Raw genomic sequence first — 26,643 nt, forward strand, 5'->3', positions numbered from 1 at the left:
TCAATATTATATTATTAGTTTTTTACTATGAGTTCACAACAAAAATTACCTATACTGCCTAAAGCAACTGCTATTTGGTTGATTGATAATACTGCTTTAACGTTTAAGCAGATAGCTGATTTTTGTGGGGTTCATGAGCTTGAAATTAAAGGTATTGCTGATGGTGAAGTGTCTCAAGGTATTATGGGGTTAGATCCTATTGCTGGAGGACAATTAACTCAAGAAGAAATAATGCGTTGCACGAAAGATCCAAGTAGTAGTTTAAGACTTTTTGTGAGTAGTGCCTATGATTTGGTAAGTACAAAGAAAAAACAACAATCTAGATATACTCCTATTGCTAGACGTCAGGATAAACCAGACGCGATATATTGGTTACTTAAAAATTGTCCAGAAATTTTAGATAATCAAATTATAAAACTCGTTGGTACTACTAAGTCAACCATAGAAGCTATCCGTGATCGTAGTCACTGGAACATGAAAAACATTCGCCCACGTGATCCAGTTTTACTTGGAATTTGTAGTCAAGTAGAATTAGACAAGAGTATTGAGCAAGCACAGCTTTTATCTAAGCAAGAAAAAACTGTTAAAGAGTAAGTCGTCAGGGCAATTTAAAAGCCGCGATCGGTAGTTGCTATAGACATGCCTGCAAAGGCTATGAGATATTATAGATTCCCGCCTATGCGGGAATGACCTACTCATGATCCATGTAACAAATCCTCTATGCGGAAGTTGGGAGGATTTAAAATGGCATCTTTAGTCCAGGTGGCAAACCAATATTACCTAAAGCATCAGACATAGAGTTTTGTGAATCTTCATCGACCTTGCTTTTAGCATCGTTGAAAGCAGCAACAATTAAATCTTCCAATAATTCCTTCTCTGTTTCTTTAAGCAAAGAGGAATCAATAGAGACCTTTTGAACCTCTCCACGACCACTAACGGTAATATTTACTAACCCACCACCTGCTTTTCCAAAATATTCAGCATTTGCCATTTTTTCTTGCATTGCTTGCATTTTTTTTTGCATTGACTGAGCTTGTTTTAAAAATTGATTAAAATTTGTCATACTATGTACCTTTTAATTTTCTAACAAAATATCTGAAATTGTAACATTTGGAAAGTGTTGTGTTAAAATTTTCCAATCTTGACTTGATTTTACTTTATTTAGCAATTGTTCTTTAAGAGTGATTATTTTTAACTGTTTTGTAATGATAACATTCCAAGTTTTTCCTGACCAAGCAAATAATAAATTAGCAATTTGTTCTTTTATTTTTGTGTTGAGATCGCTTCCAGCAATTTCTATAGTTTGAAGAACAAAAGATTTTAACTCCACTTGGTTTAGTAATCTGTAATAAATTTCCATCTCATTATGCAAATGTAAAAACTCAAGAAAACCGGTAATTTGATAGTTCTTAGTTGATTGTTGTAATACCGGTTGTTCTAGTTGCTCCCCATCATTATATTCCACTAATTCTTCTAGCGATGGTAACATCTGGGAGTAAATAGATTTTATCACCAGCATTTCAGCTTCTATCAATTGATTATGTGAAGTTTTCATCTCTATAATTCCTTTACTATATATTTGCCAAATAATAGATAATTGAGGAAGAGTAATTTTTGTTAGAATATTTGTAACATTATCATTAAAAGATACATATATAGGATTTTGATAATTAGGTAATATCTTTATTTTACTAAGATAGGCAGTAAAATCAGCAACTAATGCTACAAAAGTTTCTAAATTTGCTGAAGACATATAGAGATTGTTTACTAAATCAATAGATTTAGCAGCATCTTTTTGAATAATATATTCAAAAAACTTAACTATACTAGCTGTATCCACCAAACCAAGTATTTGATAAACGATTTCAGGAGTGATCAAGTCTCCTGCTGCCAAGCTCGTTGCTTGGTCTAGTACTGAAACTGCATCTCTAGCTGAACCATCAGATCTAGATGCAATTATTCTAAGCGCCTCTATCTCAACGTTTAACTGTTCTTTTTTAGCGATGGACTGAAGCAATTGAAAAATCTCATCAAATGTTAGCCTCCTTAAATCATATCGCTGACATCTAGAAATTACGGTTAATGGAATTTTTTGTGGTTCAGTAGTAGCAAATATAAATATTACATGTGCTGGTGGTTCTTCAAGGATTTTAAGTAGAGCGTTGAATGCACCTTTAGATAGCATATGAACTTCATCAATTATGAAGATACTGTACCTAGCGATTAGCGGCTTATATTCACTACTTTCTATTATTTTACGGATATCATCAACACTTGTCTTGCTAGCAGCATCAATTTCAATTATATCGGGATGGTTATTTTTATTAAAACTGCTACAATTCTGACAACTCTCACAAGGTTTAATACTATCACCTTCAACTATCAGATTGGCACAATTAATAGTTTTAGCGATAATACGTGCTGAAGTAGTTTTGCCAACACCCCTAATACCAGTAAGAAGATAACCTTGAGATATACGATTTTTTAGAATAGTATAGCTTAAAATTTTTGTTAAAACTTCTTGTCCGTATAGCTCAGAGAAATTAGTAGGGCGATATTTTCTAGCAAAATTAATATATTGGTCAGTTGTTTTTGTCACTATGGTATATTCACAAAAATATGATCTACTCAAATGATTTCAAATCCAATTCTTGAAAACAGAAGAGTATGCTAGTAATGACCCACTAGAGACTATTTTGGCTGCTTCCTTTCGAACCTGACCACCTGAACAGCACCAATGCCCACTACTAGCACATGATAAAATAGTTCTTTTATCATCTAGAGGCAAGTTATTTAAGTAGCTAAATTGTATTTTTTTTCTATATCGTTTTTTGTCAGTCTACTTGGTGTTCCGAATATGTCTGGATTCTTAAGCTTAAATAAATCATCATCAAATTTTTGTACTTTTGCAATATGATTAAATATTATCGTAATAACATTTTCATCTTCAAGTATTTCTAGCTTTTTTATTTGTTTAGTTTTTTTATCAAAGGTAATCTGACTACGCCGCTCTGATAAAGTATGATAAATAGTAATTTTAAACATATTATCTTGATCTATTACTGACTCAATTTTGAAATATTTATCAAAATCTATACTATCTTCTAATAAAAAATTAAATACATTCTCCTCTGCCTTAATACGACTTACATGTTTCATATCATAATCATACACGGAAACATAATTAGTATTACCAATAACTACCAAAGGGAATGGTGGGTAATAATTACATCGAAACTTAGAAGGCTTATTTATTAATAACTTACCTTCAGCTTTATTCCCTGCTGAATCCTCTTGGCTAAAGTCCACAGCCATGGATTTTATTTCACGTAAATATATTTTAAGTTGATCAATAGCTTTGTTATCAAAAGGTCTATTCTCTAATATTAGAGCTCTAGCAGAATTCGCTTCTACTAGGGAATTTGTAGGAGGATCGGAACGCAGAATCGTAGCGTACTCTAGTGTACGTGAGGATTCGAGTCTAGTCCCAACGCCCAAATTACCAGTAGAAGTAGAGTTATGCAAGAACTCTACTTCAGCATAGGCTATGGTTAGAAACCAATAAATGGCAATAATACCTTTACAAAGCCAGCTCATCTTTTATACCTAATATGTGTTATATTTTGTTTTGCTGCTTTAAGTGTATTCTTTAGCAAATAAGCGACAGTCATTGGTCCAACACCACCTGGAACTGGGGTTATATATCTCACTTTATCAACAACATTGGTAAAATCAACGTCTCCTACCATCTTGTCGCTATTAGGAAGTTTACTAATACCAACGTCAATCACTATAGATTGAGGGTTAAAATATTCTTCTGTTAATGTCAAAGGGGATCCGGTAGCTGATATTACTATGTCAGCACGGGAAGTTATAGAACTTAAATTTTGAGTTCTTGAATGGCATATCGTCACAGTACAATCTTCTCTAAGTAATAAAGCTGATAATGGTTTACCTACAATATTAGAACGCCCTATAACTACAGCATTTTTTCCAGCTAAATTTTTCTCAACGTGTTTAAGTAATTCAATGCAACCAAGAGCCGTGCAAGGTATAAAGCCATTGCCTGAGTTACTATGTAGATAACCAACATTTATAGGATGGAAACCATCGACATCTTTGCTAGGATCGATGGCAGATAAGATTAAATTTTTATTGATATGTTCAGGTAGAGGAAGTTGTACGATAATTCCAGAAATATTTGAATCATTGTTGAGCATGCTGATTTCATGCAGCATATGGTCAATATCAATTTCACTGGGCAAATTTATTTGCAAAGCGTTCATACCAATTGCTCCTGCTGCTTTGATCTTATTTCTTACATATATACTACTAGCTGGGTTATCACCCACTAGTATAATAGCAAGAGTTGGTACTAACTTGTGTTGCTCCTTGATTAAATTAATCTCTGCCCTTAACTTAGATAATATTTGTTCTGCAACATATTTACCATTGATTATATTACTACGTTCATTCACTATTTATGCACTCCTTTGGTAGTTGAATATTCGAAGTGTAAGGCCTTACCCTCAAATACCCTGCCATAGGCGTGATGTAAGCTGCTAGCTGCTTCGGCAAAACCAGTAAGAATTAATTTTAATTTTGCCGGATAACTAGCAATATCGCCAATTGCATAAATGCCTGAAATATTTGTTCCAAAATATGAAGGTTCTACAATTATATGATTAGTTTTGAGATTTAATCCCCAATTTTTTATCGGACCAAGTTCTTGGCTAAGTCCAAAAAATGGCAATAATATATTTGCTGGTAAGGTGCGAATATTCCCTTCAAAATCCTTTACTCCGATTGCTTCTAGGATACCATCTTTTCCTACTAAATGGTCTAGTTGATAATTAATTACCAACTCAATTTTGCCATTATCTGCTAATTCTTTCAGTTGTCTTATAGTTTCAGGAGCTGCCCGAAATCTCTCACGCCTATGCACTAAATATATTTTTTTAGCAATTTCAGATAGTGATATTGCCCAGTCTACAGCCGAATCGCCTCCACCAGCTATTACAATTTCTTTGTTGGCAAAACTATTGCGGTTATTGATAAAATAAAATACTGATTTTCCCTCAAATGCTTCTATATTAGGTAATGGAGGTCTATTAGGTCCAAAAGAACCGCATCCAGCAGCTATAATAATAACTTTAGCAGTAATTATGGTGTCTTTAGAAGTGGTAATTTGGAATTGCCCCTCTTCTTTTTCCAACTGCACTACTTGCTGATTTAGATGATAGACCGGATTAAACGGTTGTGCTTGCAATGCCAATTGTGCTATCAACTCTTCTGCCATAATTTTAGGATATGCTGGTATGTCATATATAGGTTTCTCTGGGTAAAGTTGGCTACATTGCCCTCCTATTATCTCCTGCGAGTCAACAACATGGCAACGCATACCAAGCATCCCAGCTTGGAAAATAGCAAATAGACCAACTGGACCTGCACCAATTATTATAATATCAGTGTTGTGCATAAAATAAAATTTTTATAAATAAAAAAATAGTCAAACTCTTAACGATACCGGGATTTTATGTTAGAATGGATAAATAATCAACTAATCAGTTTAAATTAATTTTGTATCATGATAAATTTTTATTTAGTTATCAATATTTTGTTTATTGGTTTAATGATCTATTTATTACTTAAAAATGTAAATATTTTTGTCAAACTCTTAGTGCTAAATAGTTTAACTAGTATAATAACCTTATTCATTTGTTTTCTTGGGTCATTTAAAATGAATAATTGTTATTTAGATATTGCTATAATTTATTTTCTCTTAAGTTTTATAGCAAGTGGAGCATATTTAAAGTATTTTATCAATCAATCTAATAATGTGATGTGATGGAAAAACAAATAATAATATTGGGTTGTGGTTTCAGTGGTATGCTTACGGCATTATCGTTTGCGAAAGAGGATATTAAGACTACCATCCTTGAGTATCAATCGATAAATTCTGATAATTTTTGTACTGATATCAGAACGACCGCCTTAACCCCTGCTTCTATGCAGTTTCTAAGAGGCCTTAATGTATGGTTTGAGATTGAGAAGATAGCTAGCAAAATGTTGGACGTCTATGTTGTTGATAATAAAGCACCAGAGATGCTATGTATGTCAAATATTAAGGGAAATGATGCATTAGGTTATATAGTAAAAAATAGTGAATTTAAAAAAATATTACTAGCAAATGTTAGAAAAAACCCTTTGATTAAGGTAATTGATCAGTGTGATTATAAAAAAGTTGATAGTAAACCTGAACATTCAACCATATATCTAGATGACAATAAGACTATGAATAGTGACTTATTGATTGTTTGTGATGGACATAATTCTAAAGTTCGTCAATATTATTTTTTTAATAAAATAGAGAAAACCTATAACCAAATCGCCTTAACGTTTGATATTAAGCATGAGAAAGATCACGAAAATTGTGCTATTGAACATTTTATGCCATCTGGTCCTTTTGCCATTTTACCTCTCAGAGACCAAAAGGCCTCATCTATAATATGGACTACTAGGCAAGAGCAGGCTGCATTATTGATGAGCTTACCAAAGAAAGAATTTGAGTATTTAGTAAGTAAAAATTGTGGGAATTCTTTAGGGTCTATTGCTTTAGATAGTACTATTAGCTCTTTTCCTTTAAAGGCTCGTATAGCTAGTAAATATTTTTATAATAAAATAGCAGTTGTGGCAGATAGTGCCCATACAATTCATCCTCTAGCTGGTCAGGCTTTGAATCAAGGAATAAAGGATATTGAAACTTTAACTCAATTAGTGGCTAGTAGTGGTATAAGTACAGGAATGCTAGAACGATATCAAAAATTAAGACAAAATGATAATTTTCATATGTATATGATTACTGAAAGCTTAAATAGTATTTTCTCAAACCATTCAAAACCCTTGTGGTATCTAAGACGTTTGGGGCTTAAAGCTATTGATAATATACAGCCTATTAAGAATTTGTTAGTAGAGTATGCCATGGGTCAAAGGTTTAATCTAAAAAATTAGAAGGTTATGCAAAAAAAATCAAAATAGCAGTTGACAGCATAATAGATTTTGCATATGATTACCCCTACGAAAAGACGATTGCTCGTTTAACTCGTAAGCTGTTTTTAAAAGTAAATAATCAGATATAGGTAGTGACAGCAAAATGTACTTATCACTAAAAGTGATAAATTAAACCTGTCAATTTTTTGAATAAAAAGTAGACAGAATCAAACTTGAGAGTTTGATCCTGGCTCAGAACGAACGCTTTCGGTATGCTTAACACATGCAAGTTGAACGGATTAATTTAGGGCTTGCTCTGAATTAGTTAGTAGCAAACGGGTGAGTAACACGTGGGAATCTGCCCATCAGTACGGAATAACACTTAGAAATAAATGCTAATACCGTATATTCTCTTCGGAGGAAAGATTTATCGCTGATGGATGAGCCCGCGTCAGATTAGGTAGTTGGTAGGGTAATGGCCTACCAAGCCAACGATCTGTAGCTGGTCTGAGAGGATGATCAGCCACACTGGGACTGAGACACGGCCCAGACTCCTACGGGAGGCAGCAGTGGGGAATATTGGACAATGGGCGAAAGCCTGATCCAGCAATACCGAGTGGGTGACGAAGGCCTTAGGGTTGTAAAGCCCTTTTCAGCAGGGAAGATAATGACGGTACCTGACCAAGAAAGCCCCGGCTAACTCCGTGCCAGCAGCCGCGGTAAGACGGAGGGGGCTAGCGTTGTTCGGAATTACTGGGCGTAAAGAGTGCGTAGGCGGTTTAGTAAGTTGGAAGTGAAAGCCCGAGGCTTAACCTCGGAACTGCTTTCAAAACTACTAATCTAGAGTGTAGTAGGGGATGATGGAATTCCTAGTGTAGAGGTGAAATTCTTAGATATTAGGAGGAACACCGGTGGCGAAGGCGGTCATCTAGGCTACAACTGACGCTGATGCACGAAAGCGTGGGGAGCAAACAGGATTAGATACCCTGGTAGTCCACGCCGTAAACGATGAGTGCTAGATATCGGGAGAATTTCTTTCGGTTTCGTAGCTAACGCATTAAGCACTCCGCCTGGGGAGTACGGTCGCAAGATTAAAACTCAAAGGAATTGACGGGGGCTCGCACAAGCGGTGGAGCATGCGGTTTAATTCGATGTTACGCGAAAAACCTTACCAACCCTTGACATGGTGGTCGCGGGAAGCAGAGATGCATCCCTTCAGTTCGGCTGGACCACACACAGGTGTTGCATGGCTGTCGTCAGCTCGTGTCGTGAGATGTTGGGTTAAGTCCCGCAACGAGCGCAACCCTCATTCTTATTTGCCAGCGGGTAATGCCGGGAACTATAAGGAAACTGCCGGTGATAAGCCGGAGGAAGGTGGGGACGATGTCAAGTCATCATGGCCCTTATGGGTTGGGCTACACGCGTGCTACAATGGTATCCACAGAGGGAAGCAAGACGGTGACGTGGAGCAAATCCCTAAAAGATATCTCAGTTCGGATTGCTCTCTGCAACTCGAGAGCATGAAGTTGGAATCGCTAGTAATCGCGGATCAGCATGCCGCGGTGAATACGTTCTCGGGCCTTGTACACACTGCCCGTCACGCCATGGGAGTTGGTTTTACCTGAAGGTGGTGAGCTAACGTAAGAGGCAGCCAACCACGGTAAAATTAGCGACTGGGGTGAAGTCGTAACAAGGTAGCCGTAGGGGAACCTGCGGCTGGATTACCTCCTTTAAAGACTTAACATAGCAAATATTACTTTTGTAATATTTGCCTAAGTTCGACTTTCGCTGTCACTACCTTTAACTGATTGTTTATGAAGCTTTTAAAAACAGCTCTTTCTTTAAGTATTTTTTTATATTCACCAAGCCTAGCAAAATAAATATTTCCCAATATATATACTTGATGAATTTTAAGAGTTGGTTAGTTAGGCGTACGGGTGACGAGCGAACGAAACGTAGTCAAACCATTATTCCTACGTGACTTATCTTCGAGATAGATAGGATCAAAATTGTGCCATAAAACGAGGTTAGTATGCGGTGTATGGGATAGAAAATTAAATTTTCTTTACTGACTACATTTTATCATTTTGCAAATTTTGTCATTTGGGGCATTGTTAGATCAAATAAATTGAATAAATGTTGCTGAAGAGACGTTAATTTTGATAATCTTGCTACTTTACAACCTTTGATAGTGTAATATAAAAAACATATTTTTCCAACTCTCTTAATGCTTCCTCAATGGTCACATTATATTTACCATCCTTAGTTACTCCACGACCCTGTTTCAAGTTATTTTTCATATAGTGCCATATTTTTAATGCCAACATACAGACAAATACATGTCCCTTTGTTCTATTAGACTTCTTTTAGGTTTGAAGCAGCTGCCCACCTGAAGTATCGATATAAGAATTATTAATTCTTATATCGAACTGGGGGTAATCTATTAATTATTCTTCACCATTTGCTCCTTATTAATGGCAATATAAAATACTAACATCATACTAATTGAAATGATCATTATAAATAATGGTAATTGTACCAATGTTCCGTCATGCATATATCCTATTAACACTGTAAAACCTGCAGCAATTACATAATACATAAAACCAAAGAGTGAGGCAGCAGTGCCAGCAAATTGACCATAATTTTCCAAAGCCTGACCGAAACAGTTAGGAGTTACCATCGTACTACCAATATTAACCATACTCATCCATAATAAAGTTTGTAATACCGATACTGTTACATCATCTTTATTAATTAGACTAAAATAACTAGATAAAAAGAATAACATAGCTCCTAAGCACATAAGCTTAATGCCTGCAAAAATAATATAGTCAGAGGTTCTCTGCATTTGGTGCATCTTTTTAGATATAAGCCCACCTAAAATTAAGGGAATACACGGAAATAATGCTATCATACCAAATGATGAAGTGGTAATATTTAGTCCTGAGATAAAATAAAAAGGTGCTTCAGCAAAATAGCCAAATGAAATGCCATTTACTGCTCCAACTAAAAATACAAAACCGAGAAATCTTAGATCTCTGATCATTTTATTAAAACATTCTTTATATAATCCAATAGCTGAGCGTTTAACCATTAGATTTTGGTTAGTTTCTGGAAGTTTAGCTGATATTAACACCATAATGAATATTGCTATTACGATTAGTACAAGAAATACGGCTGACCAATGATAAAATTTTATTACAAAACTACCTATAACTGGACCTATAGCAGGAGCAAAGGCCATAGCAATAGTTATAGTTGAGAATACCCTACCACGATCTTTTGGTGGTATTGCCTCTCTAGCTATGGCTGTCCCTAATACTGAACCAACACTAGCACCAAAAGCTTGCATAAATCTTGCAGCCAGTAACATATTTATATTATCTGCTAAATAACAAATGCAGCATGATAAGGCGTAAACTAAAAATCCCGCAAGTAGACAAGGCTTACGTCCGTAATAATCAGATAAGTTACCCCATATTAACACGCCAACAGCAAAACCAAACAAATAAATAGTAAGTGTGTATTCAGATAAGTTAGCACTAATTGCCAAATCCTTGGCTAAGTTAGGAAGTGAGGGAGTATAAATGGTTTCACTTAATATAGGTATTGCAATAATTAATATAATAATGTATAATGGTATAATGAGGGTGTTTTTAATTCTATCTGGCTTCATAACCACGGCGACCTGATGAACAATTAGTTAAATTTTATTAAGGCATTAATAAAACACTTGAAGTTATTTGATGACCAACCCATAGTAAGCATCATTTTTGGTTTGGTCTCTTCTTTTTGTCTTTATTCTATTTAAAATATTCAATACAAACCCTCGGATACTGACCATATTTGCAGGAGCATTGCCTTGACGTATGCTGCTCGCATCTTCATTAAATACCACATCGAGTACCCAATGCATAGATTCAATTCCCCAATGAGATCTTATGCTTTTTAACATCGCTTCAGCGGATACGGATACTGACGTAATTAACATTACGTTGTCATTGCGAGAAAAGACTATAGGTCAACGAAACAATCCAATATAATATAATCATTTTTATGGGTTGTTTCGTCGCCACTAAAGTGACTCCTCACTAATCGACGTCTTTAACTATGGATAAATGTTATAACTGCTCCACATCGTTAGGAGTAGAGGTTTCTTGTTGATCAGAACTTTCAAGAAGGTCAATAGTATCTTGCTTATTGTTCCTTGAGTAATCTTGTGCTTCAGATTCTGACCTTGCAACAATTACCGTTATATTTGTACTAAGCTCAGCGTGCAACCTAACCTCTACCACGAATACACCTGTTGATTTTATCGGGTTCTCAAGAATTATACTTAAATGTGATATTAAGTGCAAAGAAGCCTTAGACAAACTTTCAGCAATTTCTTTATTATTCACTGAACCAAACAACCGACCATCATCAGCAGACTGCTTAATAAATATTAATTCCTTACCACTTATAACATTATTAATATCTTCTGCCTCAGATCTTATTTTTAGCTCTTTCATTTCAAGATCATGTTTTTGGGCTTCTATGAACTGTTTATTAGGTTCTGTTGCCCTAATTGCTAATTTTTTGGGGATAAGATAATTACGAGCAAACCCCTTTTTTACCTTAAGAATCTCTGCAATCTTTCCAAGTTTTCTTACAGGTTTAATCAAAATAACTTCCATCTTATTCCTCTGCTCAAATTTGAAATACAAAAGGCAACAACGCTAGGATTCTAGCAATTTTTATAGCATTCTTCAGTTTTCTTTGCTTTTTGGCACATACATTGGTAATCCTACTAGGCAACATTCTACCACCTTCTGATACAAATTTTATTAACAAATCAGGGTTCTTGTAATCAATTACTGGAGCATTTGGAATAGAAAGAGGACATCCCTTACGTTTTCTAAAAAACACTCTTTTATTACTTCTATCAACCATTCTAGTCATTGACTGAGAGTCAACAGCATCATTCTCAAACATTTTAATCTTTTCCAATTTTATTACTATTTAGTCTTTATTAATTGTTACATCAACTGTTTCTTCATGATCTGAACCTTTACTTCTTAGAATCGGCGAAGGTTCAGCACTTATTGAATCAACATTGATATTAACAAACCTAATAATATTTTCACTTAGCTTCATTTTCCTTTCCAGTTCATTTATTACCGAAAAATCAGTTTTAAGCCCCATAAAAACATAATGTCCTTTTTTATTATTACCAATCTTATAGGCTAAACTTCTTAAACCCCAATATTCAGTTTTAATAACTTCACCGTTACTATCTTTAACAATTTTAGTAAAGTCATCGGTAATTTTATCTACATCAGCAGACGAAATATCTTGGCGTATGATAAAAACTGATTCGTAAAAAGCCATATATAAGAATCTCCAGCTATAAAATAAAGCCATTTATAACAATAAAAAACATTTAATTCAAGTGTTATCTTTATTATAGAGCATAATTAATAAATCACTAATACCTTTTGATTGCAAAAATATAACCGTTTTACACGGATTGTAAATAAATAATTAAATTAGTAGACTTATATTAATAAATTTAGTAGAAATTTATTAATTAATTCGATAATATTGCACTTTAAAAAGTCAAATTAATATCATTACAATAAATTCACAATATATGTAACATTAGACTCTTGCATAACTGAACTATGCTCTTTTTACTTTAAAAAATTGACTCAGCAAAAACTTTGAGGATTTGAGTACTTCACATTACTTACATGTATGTCTAGCATGCTTATACCTTGTTTTATGCTCCAATCCCTCAATCATTTGGGTATACAGAGAAGAATTTAGTCATGCCTAAAGTCTTCATTTAATTAGTATTTAAAATGTTTGATAAATTACCACCTAGAGTTCTTATTATAGAATCAACTAAAAGCATTAACGTTTCTTTATCTAATGTCATAGAGAGAGCATGGTTTAATCTTGTTAAGGCTAACACAATAGAAAAAGCTATAGCTTCCTCTATTGCAAATCACCCTGACATAATTATTGTTGATTCGATGGTACAAGATAAAGTTGCTACAGAAATAGCAACTAAACTAAGAGAAATTAATGGTTTAGAGAAAGTACCAATAATTTTTTTGCTACATTCCGGAGAATCACCGTCTAATTATACTTTAGAAGATAATAACTTTGTTGTTTCTCTTACTAAACCATTCACTTCAGATCAGCTAATGATTTCAATAAGATCATTACTCCGACGATCTAATTTAATTCTACAAGATAAAGTTATAAAATATAAGGAAGTAAGTATGGATCTTACTACCTATAAAGTAACTAATAACGGCAGGATAATTCGTTTAGGACCAACAGAATTTAAGATTTTACAACTTTTTATCAAAGCACCTAAAGTAATATTTTCCCGTCAAGATATTGTAGACAAAGTGTGGGGCAGAGATACAGCTATTGATCTACGTACTATTGATGTACATATAAATAGAATAAGAACATCTCTAAAAAATAAAGAATCTGAGGTATTTATAAAAACGATCCGTGCTATAGGATATTGCCTTGATTTGCCAAATTCTTAGAATTAAAGTAAAAAATTATCTATTTAACCTGAATTCGATATAAGAATTAATAATTCTTATATCGAATCAGGTTAATTTAGAATTTCCCAGTTGAACCAAATCCACCAGAACCTCTAGAGGTTTCATCTAACGAATTAACCTCATCCCATAATATCTGCTCATATCTAGCAATAACCATTTGAGCAATTTTCATGCCACGCTCAATTACAAAATCTTCTTTAGGATGATGATTAATTAAAATTACCTTTATCTCACCACGATAATCAGCATCAATTGTACCAGGTGAATTCAGCACGGTAACACCATGTTTTAGTGCTAAACCTGATCTTGGTCTGATTTGAGCTTCTAAATGACTAGGTAATGCTATACAAATTCCCGTGGGTACTAACTGTACTTCTTGTGGTTTTATAGTGACTGGTTTAATATTTGCTGCCACTAGATCCATACCAGCACTATGCTCAGTAGCATAACTGGGCAAAAGATCTACAGAATGTTCTAATTTCTTAATTTTAATGTTCATAAATATAATATTTTTTTTGGTATGATATTGATTGGAACTGCCTTAAAAATCCATCAACGGTTAGTAATTATACAACCTTGCTGATTGTCAGATAGTTTCTTACAAATCGCTTTAGCTTGGCTTATACTTTGGTAATTACCTACTAATACTAAATAGAAAAAACTTCCTGTACTAGATTGTATCTTCTTAATATTTACTACCGTATTATTAAGAATTTTTGCATATTTTTTTTTGATTCTTTCTCCTTCTTGGTTAGCTTCTGATTCAGATTTTACCGAGGCTAGTTGAATTTTATAACCACCTTGATTCGACTTATTTAACTGTGTTTCATCAATTTTGCGATGTGATTCAGTAACTTTTATGACATTTAAACCAGCTTTATTATTAGATGGTTGAACTATTGGAACAAATTTTTGCTCTATTAAATTCTCTTTTTGCACCAAGTCATTTCTTACTATATTAGGTAAAATTGTTTCTGTTCCTTCTTCATCTTTACTTAGTTTGTGTTTTTCATACTTAGCTTGATCAGTTTCTACTATACTAAATAAAATCGTGTCTATCGAGTCAAGTTCTTCATCACTTTCTGCTAGTTTTTGTTTAGCAATATTTAATGGCTTTTCCGGTTCAGGTTGTAATATTATAGGTTTGTTGGTCTTTTTTTGTTGTAAACTCTCATAAATTATATTATTTGCATTTGGTATTACTATCCCACCACTATCTTGTGGTTTAATTTTTGTAGGTGATGGATCAGGGTAAATTATTACTACTTGACCACTATTTCGGCTGTAATTAGTATAAACTAAATATGTAATACCACTAATTATTGAGAGAATAATTAATAAGAGTAAAGTGCGGTTAGTCATCAACTTACAAATTACAATACTTCATTACATTTTATTCATAGGTGTTACCCCTATAACATCAAAACCAACTTTTATAATCTTTTGAATAGATTTTGCTAAAGCAAGGCGAGCGGTGGTTAACTCTATATTATCTTCAATTAGAAACCGATAATCGTTATTTTCCTTGCCAAAATTCCATAAAGCATGGAATTTTGAAGCTAAATTAATCAGATAAAAAGCTACTCTGTGGGGTTCAAAATATTTTGCCGAAATCTCTAAAACTTTTGACCATGAAGCAAGAAGTTTAATTATTTCTATTTCCTCTTCGCTGGAAAGTAACGACAAGTCATACTCATTCTCTAAGAATTTACCATATGCTTTTGGCATGGATTCTTTAGATTTTTCCAGTATAGATATTGTCCTAACATGAGCATATTGTACGTAAAATACAGGATTATCTTTTGATTGTTCTTTTACCTTTACTAGGTCGAAGTCAAGAGCAATATCATTTTTACGGGTTAGCATTATAAATCTTATTATATCTTTACCTACCTCATTTGTTACATCTCGCACACTAGTAAAATTACCGCTACGTTTTGACATTTTTATAGCGATACCATTTTCAACAAAATTTACTAACTGGCAAATCTTAACATCAACTTTAACTTTTTCTCCACCAAGAGCTTTAACTATTGCCTCAATTCTTTTTACGTAGCCACAATGATCTGCACCTAGAATATAAACTAGATGATCAAAACCACGATCTATTTTATTCTTAGCATAAGCTAAATCAGAGGCGAAATATGACCAACTACCGTCAGATTTTTCTATTGGTCTATCTTGATTATCACCAAAAGCCGTAGATTTAAACAATTTCTGAGTTCTTGAATCCCAAGATTCATCTATTTTACCTTTAGGAGGGGACAACTGCCCCTCATATATTAGTCCCATTTTAGTAAGCATTTGTACAACTTCATCAATCTTACCACTATCATGCAGTGACTTTTCTGAGAAGAATACCTCGTGTTCAATATCTAGCTCCTTTAAATCCTGCTTAATTATAGCTAACATTTCTTCTACTGCAAAATCCTTAACGAGTTCATGACGTTGCCTATCGGTCATTGTTAATAATTTATCACCAAATTTTTCCACCAACTTTTGTCCAATATCTACCAAATATTCTCCAGGATAAAGCCCTTCTGGTATTACGATCTCTTCTTTTGTTAATGCTTGTTTATAGCGTAAAATAACTGAACTAGCTAAATCATCTACTTGAGAGCCGGCATCATTAAGGTAATATTCTTTGGTAACAATATAGCCAGTACTATCTAGAACTTTGGCTAAAGCATCACCATAAACAGCACCTCTAGCATGACCAATATGCATAGGACCAGTTGGATTTGCAGATACATATTCAATATTAACCTTTTGATTATTACCAAAATTAATCTTAAAAAAATCCTCCTTATCCAGCAATATATCATTGATAGAGTTATGCCACATATCAGCTTTGATAGTAAAGTTAATAAATCCTGGACCAGCAACTTCTATAGACGCGATATATGGAAGAGGCGTTAATAGTTCTTTAAATCTAATAGCTAGTTCCTTAGGTTTAATATTTTGTTTTGCAGCGATAATCATAGCTATATTACTTGAAAGATCACCATTGAGATTATCTTTAGGAATTTCTATAGCCGCCAATTTTAACACATCTTCATTATCGCATATTTGTCTAGCTGCACTAATGATATCTTCACGTAATTTATTAAATATATTCATAAATCAAATATTATTAAAATTGAAGGAATAAAGATCTTGATATTCTTGAATAGCGAAGCGGTCAGTCATGCCAGCTATATAATCTGCTACTATATCAGCTTTGGATTTTACATCCCCTGGTATAATTAATTCCTTCCAACTAAATGGTAATAAATCAATATTATCCATATATACCCTAAATAACCCTTGTATAATATTTTGACACTTTAAAGTTATAGAAGTCAGTTTATTATGTTTATATACTTTATTATACAAGAATTGTCTAATTGCCGTTATATGTTCTTTTGTCTCGTCAGTAAAATCAACAATCTGATAATCAAGATGTCGTATATCAGCTGTTGTAGTTATTTTCTGTTTTTGTAAGTTATCATTTGTTTGTAGCAATAGATCGGTAATTAAATCACTCATCAATTTACGTACGATTTCATAAATAAGACGAGAAGTTGTTATATCCTTAAACTTGGACTTAATTTCAAAAGCATATTGATCAATAAATTTAATTTCTGCTAGATGATTAAAATCAATAATCTTAGCACCAACACTATCTTCCAAATCATGAGAAATATAACTAATATCATCAGCTAATGAAGCAATTTGAGCTTCAGCTGAGGAATAGTGAGATAAATCAAGATCATGTTGTAAATCATACTCTACTATATATTTAGGTATGTTATTTATTAAAGGACCATTATGTTTAACAATTCCTTCTAGCACTTCCCATGTCAAATTTAATCCATTATAAGCCGCATATCTTTTCTCTACTTTAGTAAGAATCTTTAATGAATGAGCATTATGGGAAAATCCACCATAATCTTCCATACATTTATTTAGTGCGATCTCCCCTGCATGACCAAAAGGAGTATGCCCAAGATCATGAGCAAGAGCTACAGTTTCAGCTAAATCACTTGATAAATTAAGGGTTTTAGCAATAGAACGTGCAACCGTAGAAACTTCAATCGAATGAGTAAGGCGATTTCGATAATGATCCCCTTCATGATTAATAAAAACCTGGGTTTTATATTGTAAACGTCTGAAAGCCTTTGAATGAATTATACGATCCCGATCTCGTTCAAATTCATTTCTATAAGATGTAGGATATTCATTAAACAATCTCCCCCTACTCTTGGCTGGATCTACTGCATATGAAGCAAGCATATATTAACTCCTATTTAACCGTACTATTACCCACATTTTTCAGAAGCTATCGACATTTGAAGTTACCGACGTCATCCTAAAACAAGTTTAGGATAATGTCCCACGAATCCAAAGATGTGGATAATAGCAAGCCTATTTAACACCAGTATAGAATTACCTAGCAAGCTTTTCAAGGTTTTTAAATGAAACTCTTGCAAAATTAGGTTTTTAGGATTATTCTAATGGTCTTTATAATATAAGAACATGTCAATAAAAGTTACTGATAATGCTTTTAAAAGAGTAGATGAGCTAATAAAATTAGAAAGTAATCCAAGTTTGGTTCTTAGAGTAGTTGTTGATGGTGGAGGCTGTTCTGGATTTGTTTATAATTATGCTCTAGTTTCAAGCAATGACATAACAAAAGATGACTGTATTATAGAAAAAGATAATATTAAAGTAGTTATCGATGAAATATCTCAGCAGCTTATGGTTGATTGTATAATAGATTTTATCGAAGAATTAGGTAGTTCCTATTTTGAAATTAGAAACCCCCTTGCAAAAAACAAGTGTGGGTGTGGTAATTCATTCTCTGTATAACTGTATATACTCAATTAACCTGAAGAATTGGCAAAATGATTAAAAGTTATAGTCATAGACTGTAAAAAGTAAGTCCTTCTCCTTGACTAACTTACTTGTCCCTAGTTATTATGCAACAAATCTAATAGAATTTCCTACTAATAAAATAGCACACTGGTATAGATAACATATATATAAAAGCAATGGATGGTAACAAATACCATGGATATATAATAAGACTTATAATGATAACAGCAAATACCATCATCGCTAATGATAAATATTCGTGTTTTATCTTAATATTTTTTGTTGAAAATGTCGGTAACCTACTGGCAAGTAAAAAAGCGATTACCACAATATACAAACCTATCATAACGGTATGGATACGAACATTAATACCTAAAATACCACTCACTTCAAAATCTATAATCATGGGTACTAGAGCAAGTAAAGCCCCGCAAGGTGCAGGTACGCCAGTAGAAAAATATTCTAGTTTCTTATTATGTACCTTATGAAGAATAGCAGTATTAAACCTTGCAAGCCTTAATGCCATGCATACGATAAACAATAATATAGAACCCCATGAAAATACTTTATATTCATATTGCTGAAAAGACCATAAATATATAAGACCAGCCGGAACTATTCCAAAATTAGCAAAATCACATAATGAATCCAGTTCAGCACCAAACGGACTAGTAGCATTTAGCATTCTTGCTATCCTACCATCAATTCCATCTATTATAGCAGCAACTAAGGTGCAATATACAGCCCTTTCCCATAGACCATCCAACCCAAATTTAATGGCACTAATACCAACCACAAGACCCAATAAAGTGATAAAATTAGGAAGCAATTTTATAAACGGAATTGGTTTTGTTATTTTAACTTTGTGTATTTTAAGCAATTTATACCTATATACTTATATTAAAGCAGTAAGAATATTACCTTTTTTCAAACTTAAGTTCAGATGTTTTCTTGATCCTAAAATCAGCAATAATAGTTTCTCCACCAACTGAAGTCTGACCCTCAGTAACACAAAGTGCAGTTTTAAGTGGCAAATAGACGTCAGCTCTACTACCAAATCGGATGATACCATACCTATCACCAACTCTAACCTCAGTATCTTCTTCTAAATCACATAATATTCTTCTTGCTATTAATCCTGCTATTTGAACAAAAGCAATTTTATGACCACTATTTGTTTCCATTAAAACAGACTGACGTTCGTTATATATACTTGCCTTATCAAGAGAGGCATTGAAAAATTTTCCTGGATTATAATGTAGGGATAAAATCTTTCCATTAGCTGGAATACGATTTACATGAACATTAAAAATATTCAAAAAAATACTAACTCTAATCATTTCCTGATTACCAAGACCAAGTTCTAGCGGAGGAATTGCTTCAGTTATTTTTTGCACTGTTCCGTCTGCTGGACTGACTACTAGATCGTCACTAATAGGGGTAAATCGATCCGGATTCCTAAAAAAATATATACACCAAATCGTTATAACTAATCCTACATATCCAAAACTATTATGAACAGTAGAAAGTAAAAAAGTCACAACTGCAAAGCTTACGATAAATATGTAGCCTTCACGATGAATAATCTTCGAAAAATCACTATATTGCTTCATTCTCACTCTCTAATTTTGTTACGTTATCCCATTTACTTAAGGGTAATTTAAAAGTTGGTAGGGCTTACAATAGAAACATCAGGCTAGTGCTAGCCTGATGTTATATTCTAAACGGGGTATAAAGGTCAACCGATGATAAGTTTTGATAAAACTTATCGCACAATTTCCCATTGACCGTCTGGTCTACGACAAGCTTTCCCATAAGCTTTTTCTTGCTTACCACCCACAACAACTACCTGAGTATACTCACGGCAATACTGACCACTATCGTCTTTGAAAGCTTTGCTTGGTGTTACATACCCGTAATTACCACTATCTGGGTTACGCCACTCTACACTCTGACCACTAGGAGTAGTCTCTAATGCTTTCTGCGAACTTAGCTCTAGCAATTTCCTGTCATATTCATCCATAGTCTGACCAATTTGACCACCAATAAGTGCACCAGCTAAAACACCTATACCAGTTGCGGCAAGACGACCGGTCCCTTTACCAAATTGCGATCCTAAAAGTCCACCAGCTACACCACCAATTAATGTTCCACCACCTTGTTTATTCATACCGGTACAGCCATGCAACATTGTTGCTGCCAAAATAATTGCCGTAATTTTGAATGTTAAATTCATAAAAACCATATAATTTTAAGTTAAAGATATACAAGAAACCTTATTAAGAGGTGTTAAATTTGACACATCTCTTGATTAGAGTATACTAAGCCGGATAATAATGTATTTTATATTATAAAACAATTGAAATTTTATATGGCTACTTTAGAGCATCAAAATTTAATTAAATCTGCATCTTACGCATCTTTTATTGTAGCTACATTCATTTTGCTTATTAAATCTTATGGGTGGCTTGTAACTGATTCCCAGTCTATTTTAGCATCTTTAATTGATGCTATGCTTGATATTTCATCGTCTTTTATTAATTTGATTGCTATTCGTTTTGCACTGCAGCCCCCTGATTATCATCATAGATTTGGACATGAGAAAATCCAAGATGTAGCAATTTTTTCACAATCAGTATTTTTTTGTGTTTCTGGCTTATTTATTTTTTCTTCTTCAGCAAAATCTCTTATAGATAGATCAGTTCCAAATAATATAGAGTTTGGCACTAATGTAATGTCTTCATGTATTATCTTAACTTTTATTTTGGTGGCTTATCAAAGTTACGTGATAAAAAAAACTGGTTCGGAAATAATAAAAGTAGATAAATTACATTATTTTACAGATTTACTAACAAATGTTGCGGTAATCGTTTCTATAAACTTAACTACTAGTTTTTGGTTTATAGATTCATTATTTGGTACAGGTATATCAGTATATATAATATATACTTCTTATGTTTTATTCAGAAAGGCTTTTAAAAATCTTATTGATGAAGAATTACCGGAAAAAGATAGAAAAAAAATTATATCAATAATTAGTAGCTTTAAAGAAGTAAAAGGCATCCATGAAATGAAAACTAGATACGCTGCAAGTAAACCGTTTATACAATGTCACATAGAAATGGATGGAGATATGTCATTATATAGTTCTCATCATCATAGTGATCAAATTTCCAGTGCATTGCTATTAGAGTTTCCAGGGGCAGAAATAATTATTCATCTAGATCCATATGGTTATGAAGAAAAAGTTAACTACCGTGAAAACATCAACTCCATTTAACAATTTTTTCATGGAGGAAGCTTTAAAGCAAGCACAATTTGCTTTAAATGAAAATGAAATTCCGGTAGGGGCTGTTATAGTCAATAGAATAAGTAACAAAGTTATTGCAAAGGCTCATAATATTGTTGAACAAACAAAGAATCCGCTACTCCATGCTGAAATTGTCGCGATAAATCAATCTTGTCAAATTCTATCTAGTAAGAATCTATCAGACTGTGATATGTATGTTACTTTAGAACCATGTACAATGTGTGCTGCTGCAATATCTTTTGCTAGGATAGGTAGATTATTTTATGCAGCAAACGACCCAAAACAGGGAGGAGTTGAGAATGGTGGGCGTTTCTTTAACAGTAAATCTTGTTTTTACCATCCTGAAATATATAGTGGTTTTTCAGCAGAAATTTCTGAGAATTTAATGAAGGAATTTTTTAAAAAAGTCAGATCACTGGAATAGATAGGGTATACTTAAATGATTTGGAAAATTGGATTTGGAAATGAATGGTGAGCATGCTAGAGTATATAAAGGACAATATCTGCAACCAATGGAAGTTATTAATGAAACTAGATAAAATTGAGAATATCATAGTCGCACCACTATATATTATTATACTAATGGTTACCATACCGGTATTAAGCGAGACTATTTATACTCCCTCACTTCCTGATTTAGCCAAGGATTTAGCAATTAGTGCTAATTTAGCTGAATACACACTTACTATTTATTTGTTCGGTTTTGCTATTGGTGTTTTAATATGGGGTAATTTATCTGATTGTTATGGGCGTAAGCCTTGCGTACTTACAGGATTTTTGATTTATGCTTTATCATGCTTCATTTGTTATCTAGCAGATAATATTAATATGTTATTTGCTGCAAGATTTATACAAGCTTTTGGAGCTAGTGTTGGCTCAGTATTAGGCATTGCTATAGCAAGAGATGTAGTAAAACCAGCAGAGCGTGGTAAAATGTTCTCAACGATAGCTATTGCCACGGCGTTTTCTCCTGCTATAGGACCAGTTATAGGTAGTTTTGTTATAAAATTTTATCATTGGTCGGCGGTATTTCTTGTTCTGATAGTGATTGCCATATTTATCATGGTGTTAATATCAGTTAGACTTCCAGAAACTAACCTAAATCTTAGAACTGAACGTTTGGTTATTCCACTTTACAAAGAATGTTTTGCTAAAATGATCAGAGATCCAAGATTGCTCGGTTTAGCATTTTTAATTGGAGCAGTGAATGGTATGTTATTTGGTTATTTTACTGAAGCACCTTTTTATTTTATCTCAGGACTAAATATTTCAACTTCATCTTTTGGTATGATAACATTCTTTATATGTATTCCCTTAGCTTTAGGTGGACTTATATCCAAAAAGATGCATAAACTGCAAAGAACTTCTGATAATATTATCTTTACAGCTATTAAAGTTATGTGTTTAGGATCTCTACTATTCTTTTTATCTAGCTATTTTAATCTAATTAATAAAGATAATGTGACAGGTTCTTTATTACAAACTTTATTATGGCTAGGTATTATTATGACAGGTAAGACAATGATAGTTCCAAACTGCTTAAGCCAAGCTTTGGAAGATTATGGTAAATTTGCTGGCACGGCATCTTCACTTTTTGGTTTTATGTATTATGTAATTGTTGCAAGCTTTACAGGATTAATAGGGCATATGCATGATGGATCATTGATACAACTACCATTATTCATGCTGATCATTTCAATTAGCATGATATTAGTGTTTTATATGGCTATTAATAAGCAGCAAATGGCGAAGAATAATTAATAGATTACCCATTTTTATAAATCCTCTAAGCTCCATTTAGCTCTAGGACAGAAATCGAGTCGGTTAGTAAGATTGTTTTGTAGACGTTCTAGCCCAGCATAAGCGATCATAGCAGCATTATCAGTGCATAAATGTATAGGGGGTAGTAAAAGTGCATATCCTTGAGTTGCAGCTTGATACTTAAGTATAGACCTCAAATAATCATTAGCAGCAACCCCACCGGCAAGCACGCAAGTTTTTTGTGGCAATAGCGACTTACCTATAAATTCTTCATACATTCTAAAGCTATTAAGCATTTTTACTGACAAGATTTCTCCAACCACATATTGAAAGCTGGCTGCTATATCATTAATTTCTTGATCACCTATAGGTTCTAATTTGGATATTAATATGCGTACTGCAGTCTTTAAACCTGAAAACGACATATTACAGCCAGTTTGATGGATAATGGGTTTTGGTAAAATATATTTAGACGGATCGCCAAATTTTGCTCTTCTCTCAATTTCTACGCCTCCAGGGAAAGGCAAACCCAACATTTTAGCTACTTTATCAAAACACTCTCCAACCGAATCATCTATAGTTTGTCCTAAAATTTTATATTTGCCAAGGGAGGAAGCGGCAACAAATTGACAATGTCCGCCGGAAACTAATAGAAGTAAGTAAGGATATTCAGCCTTATTGGTTAATCTAGCAGTAAGTAAATGTCCTTCTAAGTGGTTAACTGCAATAAAAGGCTTCTTTAAGACACTAGCAATGGACCTAGCAAACATTGAGCCAACTATTACTCCTCCTATTAAGCCAGGACCGGAAGTGGCTGCGATTCCATCTATATCAGATAACTCAAGACGAGTTTCATCTAAAACATATCTAACTGCTTTTTCTAAATTTTGCAAATGCGATCTAGCGGCAATTTCCGGTACTACCCCTTGAAAAAGCTTGTGTTCTTGATGTTGGGAAATAACAACATTTGACAAAATTTCTTTATCTGAGGTGACTATTGCCACGCCAGTATCATCACAACTTGATTCAATACCCAATATTTTAATTATTGTAATCTCTCCTTTAGACTTACCTAGCATAAGTCAAAATAGTTGAGAGATTTTTAGAAGAAACGAAGCCGAGTACCGCAGCGTACATAAACGTACGTGAGGAGCGAAGGCGAGTTTCGACGACAAAATCACCAACTATTTTGACTTATGCAGAAAGTCTTTTAACAAATCATTCACTAAGTTAGGATTGGCCTTGCCTTCAGTTTTTTTCATTACTTGTCCTACAAAAAAGCCAAATAACTTATCCTTACCGCTTTTATAAGCAGCAACAGAATCAGGATTTTCCGATAATATTTCGTCAATTATAGCAGATAGTATACCACTATCTGACATTTGCACTAAGCCCTTTTCTTTAATAATTTTTTCCGGTTGCTCGCCAGTTTCAAACATAGTTTCAAAAACTACTTTGGCAATTTTCCCTGAAATCACCCCATCTTCTATTAACTTCACCATTTGGGCAAGCATTTTTGGGGTAATCTTACACTCATTTAAGCTAATGGCATTTTTATTAAGTTGACCAAACAACTCACTAATAATCCAATTAGCAAGTATCTTAGGATTGCATAAGGTCACTGCTGCTTCGAAATAATATGCTACCTGTTCATCAGCAGCAAGAACCTCAGCGTCATATGTGTTTAAACTATATTCTGCAATATATCTTTTAATTTTTGCATCCGGAAGTTCCGGTAGCTCCCGAGCTAATTGCTCTATCAGCTCCTCAGATAAAACTATTGGTAATAGATCTGGATCAGGAAAATATCTATAGTCATGAGATTCTTCTTTTAAACGCATTGTCCTAGTTTCACCAATATCAGCATCAAATAATCTAGTCTCCTGTATTATTGTCTGACCATTTTCGATTAAATTCACTTGCCTATTTGCTTCAAACTCTATTGCTCGCATAATATTACGAATCGAATTTATGTTTTTGATCTCACACCTTGTCCCGAGTGGGTTTCCAGGAAGCCTAACTGAAATATTAGCATCGCAACGTACTGATCCTTTTTCCATATCACCATCACAACTTCCTATATATCTTAATAAAGCCCTGAGTTTACGAACAAATTCAGCCGTTTCCTCCGGCGAGCTAAGGTCTGGTTCAGTAACAATCTCCATCAATCCTACACCAGATCGGTTTAAATCAATGAAGCTATAATAAGGAGATTGATCATGGATAGATTTGCCCGCATCTTGCTCTAAATGCAAACGATTAATCCTGATTCTTTTGGTTGTTCTTTGTTCAGTTACTATATCCAAATAGCCATCTTGAACAATTGGATAATAGAATTGTGAGATTTGATACCCTTGTGGTAGGTCAGGGTAAAAGTAATTTTTACGATCAAATCTTGAATTAAGATTAATTTTCGAATTAAGTCCAAGACCAGTTTTAATTGCCTGATGGACACAATATTCATTTAATACTGGTAACATTCCAGGCATTGCTGCGTCAATCAAAGATACTTGTGAATTAGGAGGAGCAGCAAATTCGGTAGAACTACCAGAGAAAAGTTTAGATTTTGAAGAAATTTGGGCATGTATCTCTACGCCTATAACATATTCCCATTTACCTGTATTACCAATAATATAATCCATTTAAAATCTCTTTAGTTTACTATTAAAATGTGAAAAATTTTTAAGATTAAATCTTTATCATATTTTCGATAAAAATTGTAGTTTTTTATAAATCTTTATTTTTTACATCTTTTTTCGTGAGGTGATCCTGATATTACTTGCAAATTTTTTATATTAATGTAGATTCTTTCAATATTGGTGTATAAGCGTTTGAATAACTAATAATTTTATATCAAGCGTGGTTCTGAAATTGTCTACTACGGCAAGCCTTTTTAGAAATTAAAAATTATAATTTAGTTAAGTTGTAATGAGCAAAGAAGAGCTAATTAACTTTGAAGGTGTTGTCCTTGAGCTTTTGCCTAACGCAACTTTTAGAGTGAAGTTAGAAAATGGTCATTTTATTATCGCCCATACTTCTGGTAGGATGCGTAAGAATCGTATTAGAATACTTGTCGGAGATAAAATTACAGTGGAAATGACGCCTTATGATCTAACAAAAGGTCGTGTTATTCACCGCCATTAGAGTCTTTCA

At 33.6% G+C, this 26,643-nt stretch carries 28 protein-coding genes, 1 rRNA gene, 1 other RNA gene and 1 pseudogene; 10 read left to right on the plus strand and 21 right to left on the minus strand.

Annotation, left to right across the window (positions count from 1 at the left end):
• The first annotated feature begins 27 nt into the window (after positions 1-27).
• On the plus strand, positions 28-594 hold the full coding sequence (locus ACFEL2_RS07825) for a cell cycle transcriptional regulator TrcR (RefSeq protein WP_341755474.1): 567 nt from the start codon (positions 28-30) through the stop codon (positions 592-594).
• 145 nt (positions 595-739) lie between these two features.
• Here ACFEL2_RS07825 and ACFEL2_RS07830 read toward each other — a convergent pair whose 3' ends face one another.
• The 6 genes from ACFEL2_RS07830 to ACFEL2_RS07860 all read right to left on the minus strand — a co-directional run bounded on the left by ACFEL2_RS07830 (position 740) and on the right by ACFEL2_RS07860 (position 5,479).
• Positions 740-1,063 (minus strand): YbaB/EbfC family nucleoid-associated protein, encoded by a 324-nt coding sequence (locus ACFEL2_RS07830; RefSeq protein WP_341751591.1) that lies wholly within the window; start codon positions 1,061-1,063, stop codon positions 740-742.
• A 12-nt stretch (positions 1,064-1,075) separates the two neighbouring features.
• Positions 1,076-2,602 carry a DNA polymerase III subunit gamma/tau gene (gene dnaX / locus ACFEL2_RS07835; RefSeq protein WP_375332404.1) on the minus strand — a complete coding sequence of 509 codons (1,527 nt, stop codon included), beginning with the start codon at positions 2,600-2,602 and terminating at the stop codon, positions 1,076-1,078.
• 59 nt (positions 2,603-2,661) lie between these two features.
• Positions 2,662-2,757, minus strand: an RNA gene (ffs, locus tag ACFEL2_RS07840) — signal recognition particle sRNA small type.
• Between the two features lie 36 nt (positions 2,758-2,793).
• A complete protein-coding gene (locus ACFEL2_RS07845) occupies positions 2,794-3,597 on the minus strand; it encodes an outer-membrane lipoprotein carrier protein LolA (protein WP_410520614.1) in 804 nt (267 codons plus the stop codon).
• The gene (locus tag ACFEL2_RS07855; RefSeq protein WP_341751590.1) at positions 3,594-4,478 is read right to left on the minus strand and encodes a bifunctional 5,10-methylenetetrahydrofolate dehydrogenase/5,10-methenyltetrahydrofolate cyclohydrolase; all 885 of its coding nucleotides are present in this window, start codon (positions 4,476-4,478) and stop codon (positions 3,594-3,596) included. Before ACFEL2_RS07855 ends, ACFEL2_RS07845 begins: the two co-directional genes overlap by 4 nt.
• On the minus strand, positions 4,478-5,479 hold the full coding sequence (locus ACFEL2_RS07860; RefSeq protein ID WP_375331940.1) for an NAD(P)/FAD-dependent oxidoreductase: 1,002 nt from the start codon (positions 5,477-5,479) through the stop codon (positions 4,478-4,480). Before ACFEL2_RS07860 ends, ACFEL2_RS07855 begins: the two co-directional genes overlap by 1 nt.
• A 108-nt stretch (positions 5,480-5,587) precedes the next feature.
• Here ACFEL2_RS07860 and ACFEL2_RS07865 point away from each other — a divergent pair, with 108 nt between their 5' ends.
• From ACFEL2_RS07865 to ACFEL2_RS07875, 3 genes are all read left to right on the plus strand, one after another.
• The gene (locus tag ACFEL2_RS07865) at positions 5,588-5,848 is read left to right on the plus strand and encodes a monovalent cation/H+ antiporter complex subunit F (RefSeq protein WP_341748154.1); all 261 of its coding nucleotides are present in this window, start codon (positions 5,588-5,590) and stop codon (positions 5,846-5,848) included.
• Positions 5,848-7,011 carry an FAD-dependent monooxygenase gene (locus tag ACFEL2_RS07870; RefSeq protein WP_341751588.1) on the plus strand — a complete coding sequence of 388 codons (1,164 nt, stop codon included), beginning with the start codon at positions 5,848-5,850 and terminating at the stop codon, positions 7,009-7,011. The genes ACFEL2_RS07865 and ACFEL2_RS07870 overlap by 1 nt, the downstream gene beginning before the upstream one ends.
• Before the next feature lie 208 nt (positions 7,012-7,219).
• Positions 7,220-8,722, plus strand: a 16S ribosomal RNA gene (locus ACFEL2_RS07875).
• A 439-nt stretch (positions 8,723-9,161) separates the two neighbouring features.
• Here ACFEL2_RS07875 and ACFEL2_RS07880 read toward each other — a convergent pair.
• The 6 genes and pseudogenes from ACFEL2_RS07880 to rpsF all read right to left on the minus strand — a co-directional run bounded on the left by ACFEL2_RS07880 (position 9,162) and on the right by rpsF (position 12,363).
• Positions 9,162-9,290, minus strand: coding sequence for a hypothetical protein (locus ACFEL2_RS07880; RefSeq protein WP_375331941.1), 129 nt, complete (start codon positions 9,288-9,290; stop codon positions 9,162-9,164).
• Between the two features lie 143 nt (positions 9,291-9,433).
• The gene (locus ACFEL2_RS07885; RefSeq protein WP_375331942.1) at positions 9,434-10,669 is read right to left on the minus strand and encodes a multidrug effflux MFS transporter; all 1,236 of its coding nucleotides are present in this window, start codon (positions 10,667-10,669) and stop codon (positions 9,434-9,436) included.
• 111 nt (positions 10,670-10,780) lie between these two features.
• Positions 10,781-11,011, minus strand: a pseudogene (locus ACFEL2_RS07890) (ISAs1 family transposase); the annotation flags it as partial.
• Between the two features lie 103 nt (positions 11,012-11,114).
• Entirely contained in the window at positions 11,115-11,669 is a 555-nt protein-coding gene (rplI, locus tag ACFEL2_RS07895) for a 50S ribosomal protein L9 (RefSeq protein ID WP_375331943.1), read from the minus strand.
• A 13-nt stretch (positions 11,670-11,682) separates the two neighbouring features.
• A complete protein-coding gene (gene rpsR, locus ACFEL2_RS07900; RefSeq protein ID WP_341748426.1) occupies positions 11,683-11,967 on the minus strand; it encodes a 30S ribosomal protein S18 in 285 nt (94 codons plus the stop codon).
• 27 nt (positions 11,968-11,994) lie between these two features.
• Positions 11,995-12,363: a 30S ribosomal protein S6 gene (rpsF, locus tag ACFEL2_RS07905; protein WP_341751584.1), complete on the minus strand. Its 369-nt coding sequence runs from the start codon at positions 12,361-12,363 to the stop codon at positions 11,995-11,997.
• 473 nt (positions 12,364-12,836) lie between these two features.
• On the opposite strand from rpsF, the gene ACFEL2_RS07910 reads away from it, so the two are divergent.
• Positions 12,837-13,541 (plus strand): winged helix-turn-helix domain-containing protein, encoded by a 705-nt coding sequence (locus ACFEL2_RS07910; RefSeq protein WP_341751583.1) that lies wholly within the window; start codon positions 12,837-12,839, stop codon positions 13,539-13,541.
• A gap of 76 nt (positions 13,542-13,617) precedes the next feature.
• Here the strand turns inward: ACFEL2_RS07910 and dut are convergent, their stop codons facing one another.
• Genes dut through ACFEL2_RS07930 form a run of 4 tightly spaced genes read right to left on the minus strand, consistent with a single transcriptional unit; the run spans position 13,618 to position 17,837 of the window.
• The gene (dut, locus tag ACFEL2_RS07915; RefSeq protein ID WP_341751582.1) at positions 13,618-14,061 is read right to left on the minus strand and encodes a dUTP diphosphatase; all 444 of its coding nucleotides are present in this window, start codon (positions 14,059-14,061) and stop codon (positions 13,618-13,620) included.
• A gap of 53 nt (positions 14,062-14,114) precedes the next feature.
• Positions 14,115-14,924, minus strand: coding sequence for an SPOR domain-containing protein (locus ACFEL2_RS07920; RefSeq protein WP_341751581.1), 810 nt, complete (start codon positions 14,922-14,924; stop codon positions 14,115-14,117).
• Positions 14,925-14,948: 24 nt separating this feature from the next.
• A complete protein-coding gene (argS, locus tag ACFEL2_RS07925; protein WP_341755463.1) occupies positions 14,949-16,682 on the minus strand; it encodes an arginine--tRNA ligase in 1,734 nt (577 codons plus the stop codon).
• Between the two features lie 3 nt (positions 16,683-16,685).
• Positions 16,686-17,837, minus strand: a complete 1,152-nt coding sequence (locus tag ACFEL2_RS07930) for a deoxyguanosinetriphosphate triphosphohydrolase (RefSeq protein ID WP_341751579.1) — start codon at positions 17,835-17,837, stop codon at positions 16,686-16,688.
• Between the two features lie 243 nt (positions 17,838-18,080).
• Between ACFEL2_RS07930 and ACFEL2_RS07935 the strand changes: the two genes are divergently transcribed.
• The gene (locus ACFEL2_RS07935; RefSeq protein ID WP_341751578.1) at positions 18,081-18,413 is read left to right on the plus strand and encodes a HesB/IscA family protein; all 333 of its coding nucleotides are present in this window, start codon (positions 18,081-18,083) and stop codon (positions 18,411-18,413) included.
• A 121-nt stretch (positions 18,414-18,534) separates the two neighbouring features.
• Here the strand turns inward: ACFEL2_RS07935 and ACFEL2_RS07940 are convergent, their stop codons facing one another.
• From ACFEL2_RS07940 to ACFEL2_RS07950, 3 genes are all read right to left on the minus strand, one after another.
• Positions 18,535-19,299, minus strand: a complete 765-nt coding sequence (locus tag ACFEL2_RS07940) for a CDP-alcohol phosphatidyltransferase family protein (RefSeq protein WP_341751577.1) — start codon at positions 19,297-19,299, stop codon at positions 18,535-18,537.
• A 37-nt stretch (positions 19,300-19,336) separates the two neighbouring features.
• Positions 19,337-20,032 (minus strand): phosphatidylserine decarboxylase, encoded by a 696-nt coding sequence (locus ACFEL2_RS07945; RefSeq protein WP_341751576.1) that lies wholly within the window; start codon positions 20,030-20,032, stop codon positions 19,337-19,339.
• Between the two features lie 152 nt (positions 20,033-20,184).
• Positions 20,185-20,655, minus strand: coding sequence for an RT0821/Lpp0805 family surface protein (locus ACFEL2_RS07950; RefSeq protein ID WP_341751575.1), 471 nt, complete (start codon positions 20,653-20,655; stop codon positions 20,185-20,187).
• Between the two features lie 135 nt (positions 20,656-20,790).
• Here ACFEL2_RS07950 and ACFEL2_RS07955 point away from each other — a divergent pair, with 135 nt between their 5' ends.
• From ACFEL2_RS07955 to ACFEL2_RS07965, 3 genes are all read left to right on the plus strand, one after another.
• Positions 20,791-21,699: a cation diffusion facilitator family transporter gene (locus ACFEL2_RS07955; RefSeq protein ID WP_341751574.1), complete on the plus strand. Its 909-nt coding sequence runs from the start codon at positions 20,791-20,793 to the stop codon at positions 21,697-21,699.
• A gap of 10 nt (positions 21,700-21,709) precedes the next feature.
• On the plus strand, positions 21,710-22,153 hold the full coding sequence (locus ACFEL2_RS07960) for a nucleoside deaminase (RefSeq protein ID WP_341752338.1): 444 nt from the start codon (positions 21,710-21,712) through the stop codon (positions 22,151-22,153).
• Positions 22,154-22,254: 101 nt separating this feature from the next.
• The gene (locus tag ACFEL2_RS07965) at positions 22,255-23,490 is read left to right on the plus strand and encodes a multidrug effflux MFS transporter (RefSeq protein WP_375331944.1); all 1,236 of its coding nucleotides are present in this window, start codon (positions 22,255-22,257) and stop codon (positions 23,488-23,490) included.
• Positions 23,491-23,504: 14 nt separating this feature from the next.
• Here ACFEL2_RS07965 and tsaD read toward each other — a convergent pair whose 3' ends face one another.
• Both tsaD and gatB read right to left on the minus strand, forming a co-directional pair.
• Positions 23,505-24,539, minus strand: coding sequence for a tRNA (adenosine(37)-N6)-threonylcarbamoyltransferase complex transferase subunit TsaD (tsaD, locus tag ACFEL2_RS07970; protein WP_375332406.1), 1,035 nt, complete (start codon positions 24,537-24,539; stop codon positions 23,505-23,507).
• A gap of 135 nt (positions 24,540-24,674) precedes the next feature.
• Positions 24,675-26,132, minus strand: coding sequence for an Asp-tRNA(Asn)/Glu-tRNA(Gln) amidotransferase subunit GatB (gene gatB / locus ACFEL2_RS07975; RefSeq protein ID WP_375331945.1), 1,458 nt, complete (start codon positions 26,130-26,132; stop codon positions 24,675-24,677).
• A 286-nt stretch (positions 26,133-26,418) separates the two neighbouring features.
• Here gatB and infA point away from each other — a divergent pair, with 286 nt between their 5' ends.
• Positions 26,419-26,634, plus strand: a complete 216-nt coding sequence (infA, locus tag ACFEL2_RS07980; RefSeq protein ID WP_341748261.1) for a translation initiation factor IF-1 — start codon at positions 26,419-26,421, stop codon at positions 26,632-26,634.
• Positions 26,635-26,643 lie beyond the last annotated feature (9 nt).

The sequence above is a fragment of the Candidatus Tisiphia endosymbiont of Temnostethus pusillus genome (assembly GCF_964264675.1).
Lineage (GTDB): Bacteria > Pseudomonadota > Alphaproteobacteria > Rickettsiales > Rickettsiaceae > Tisiphia.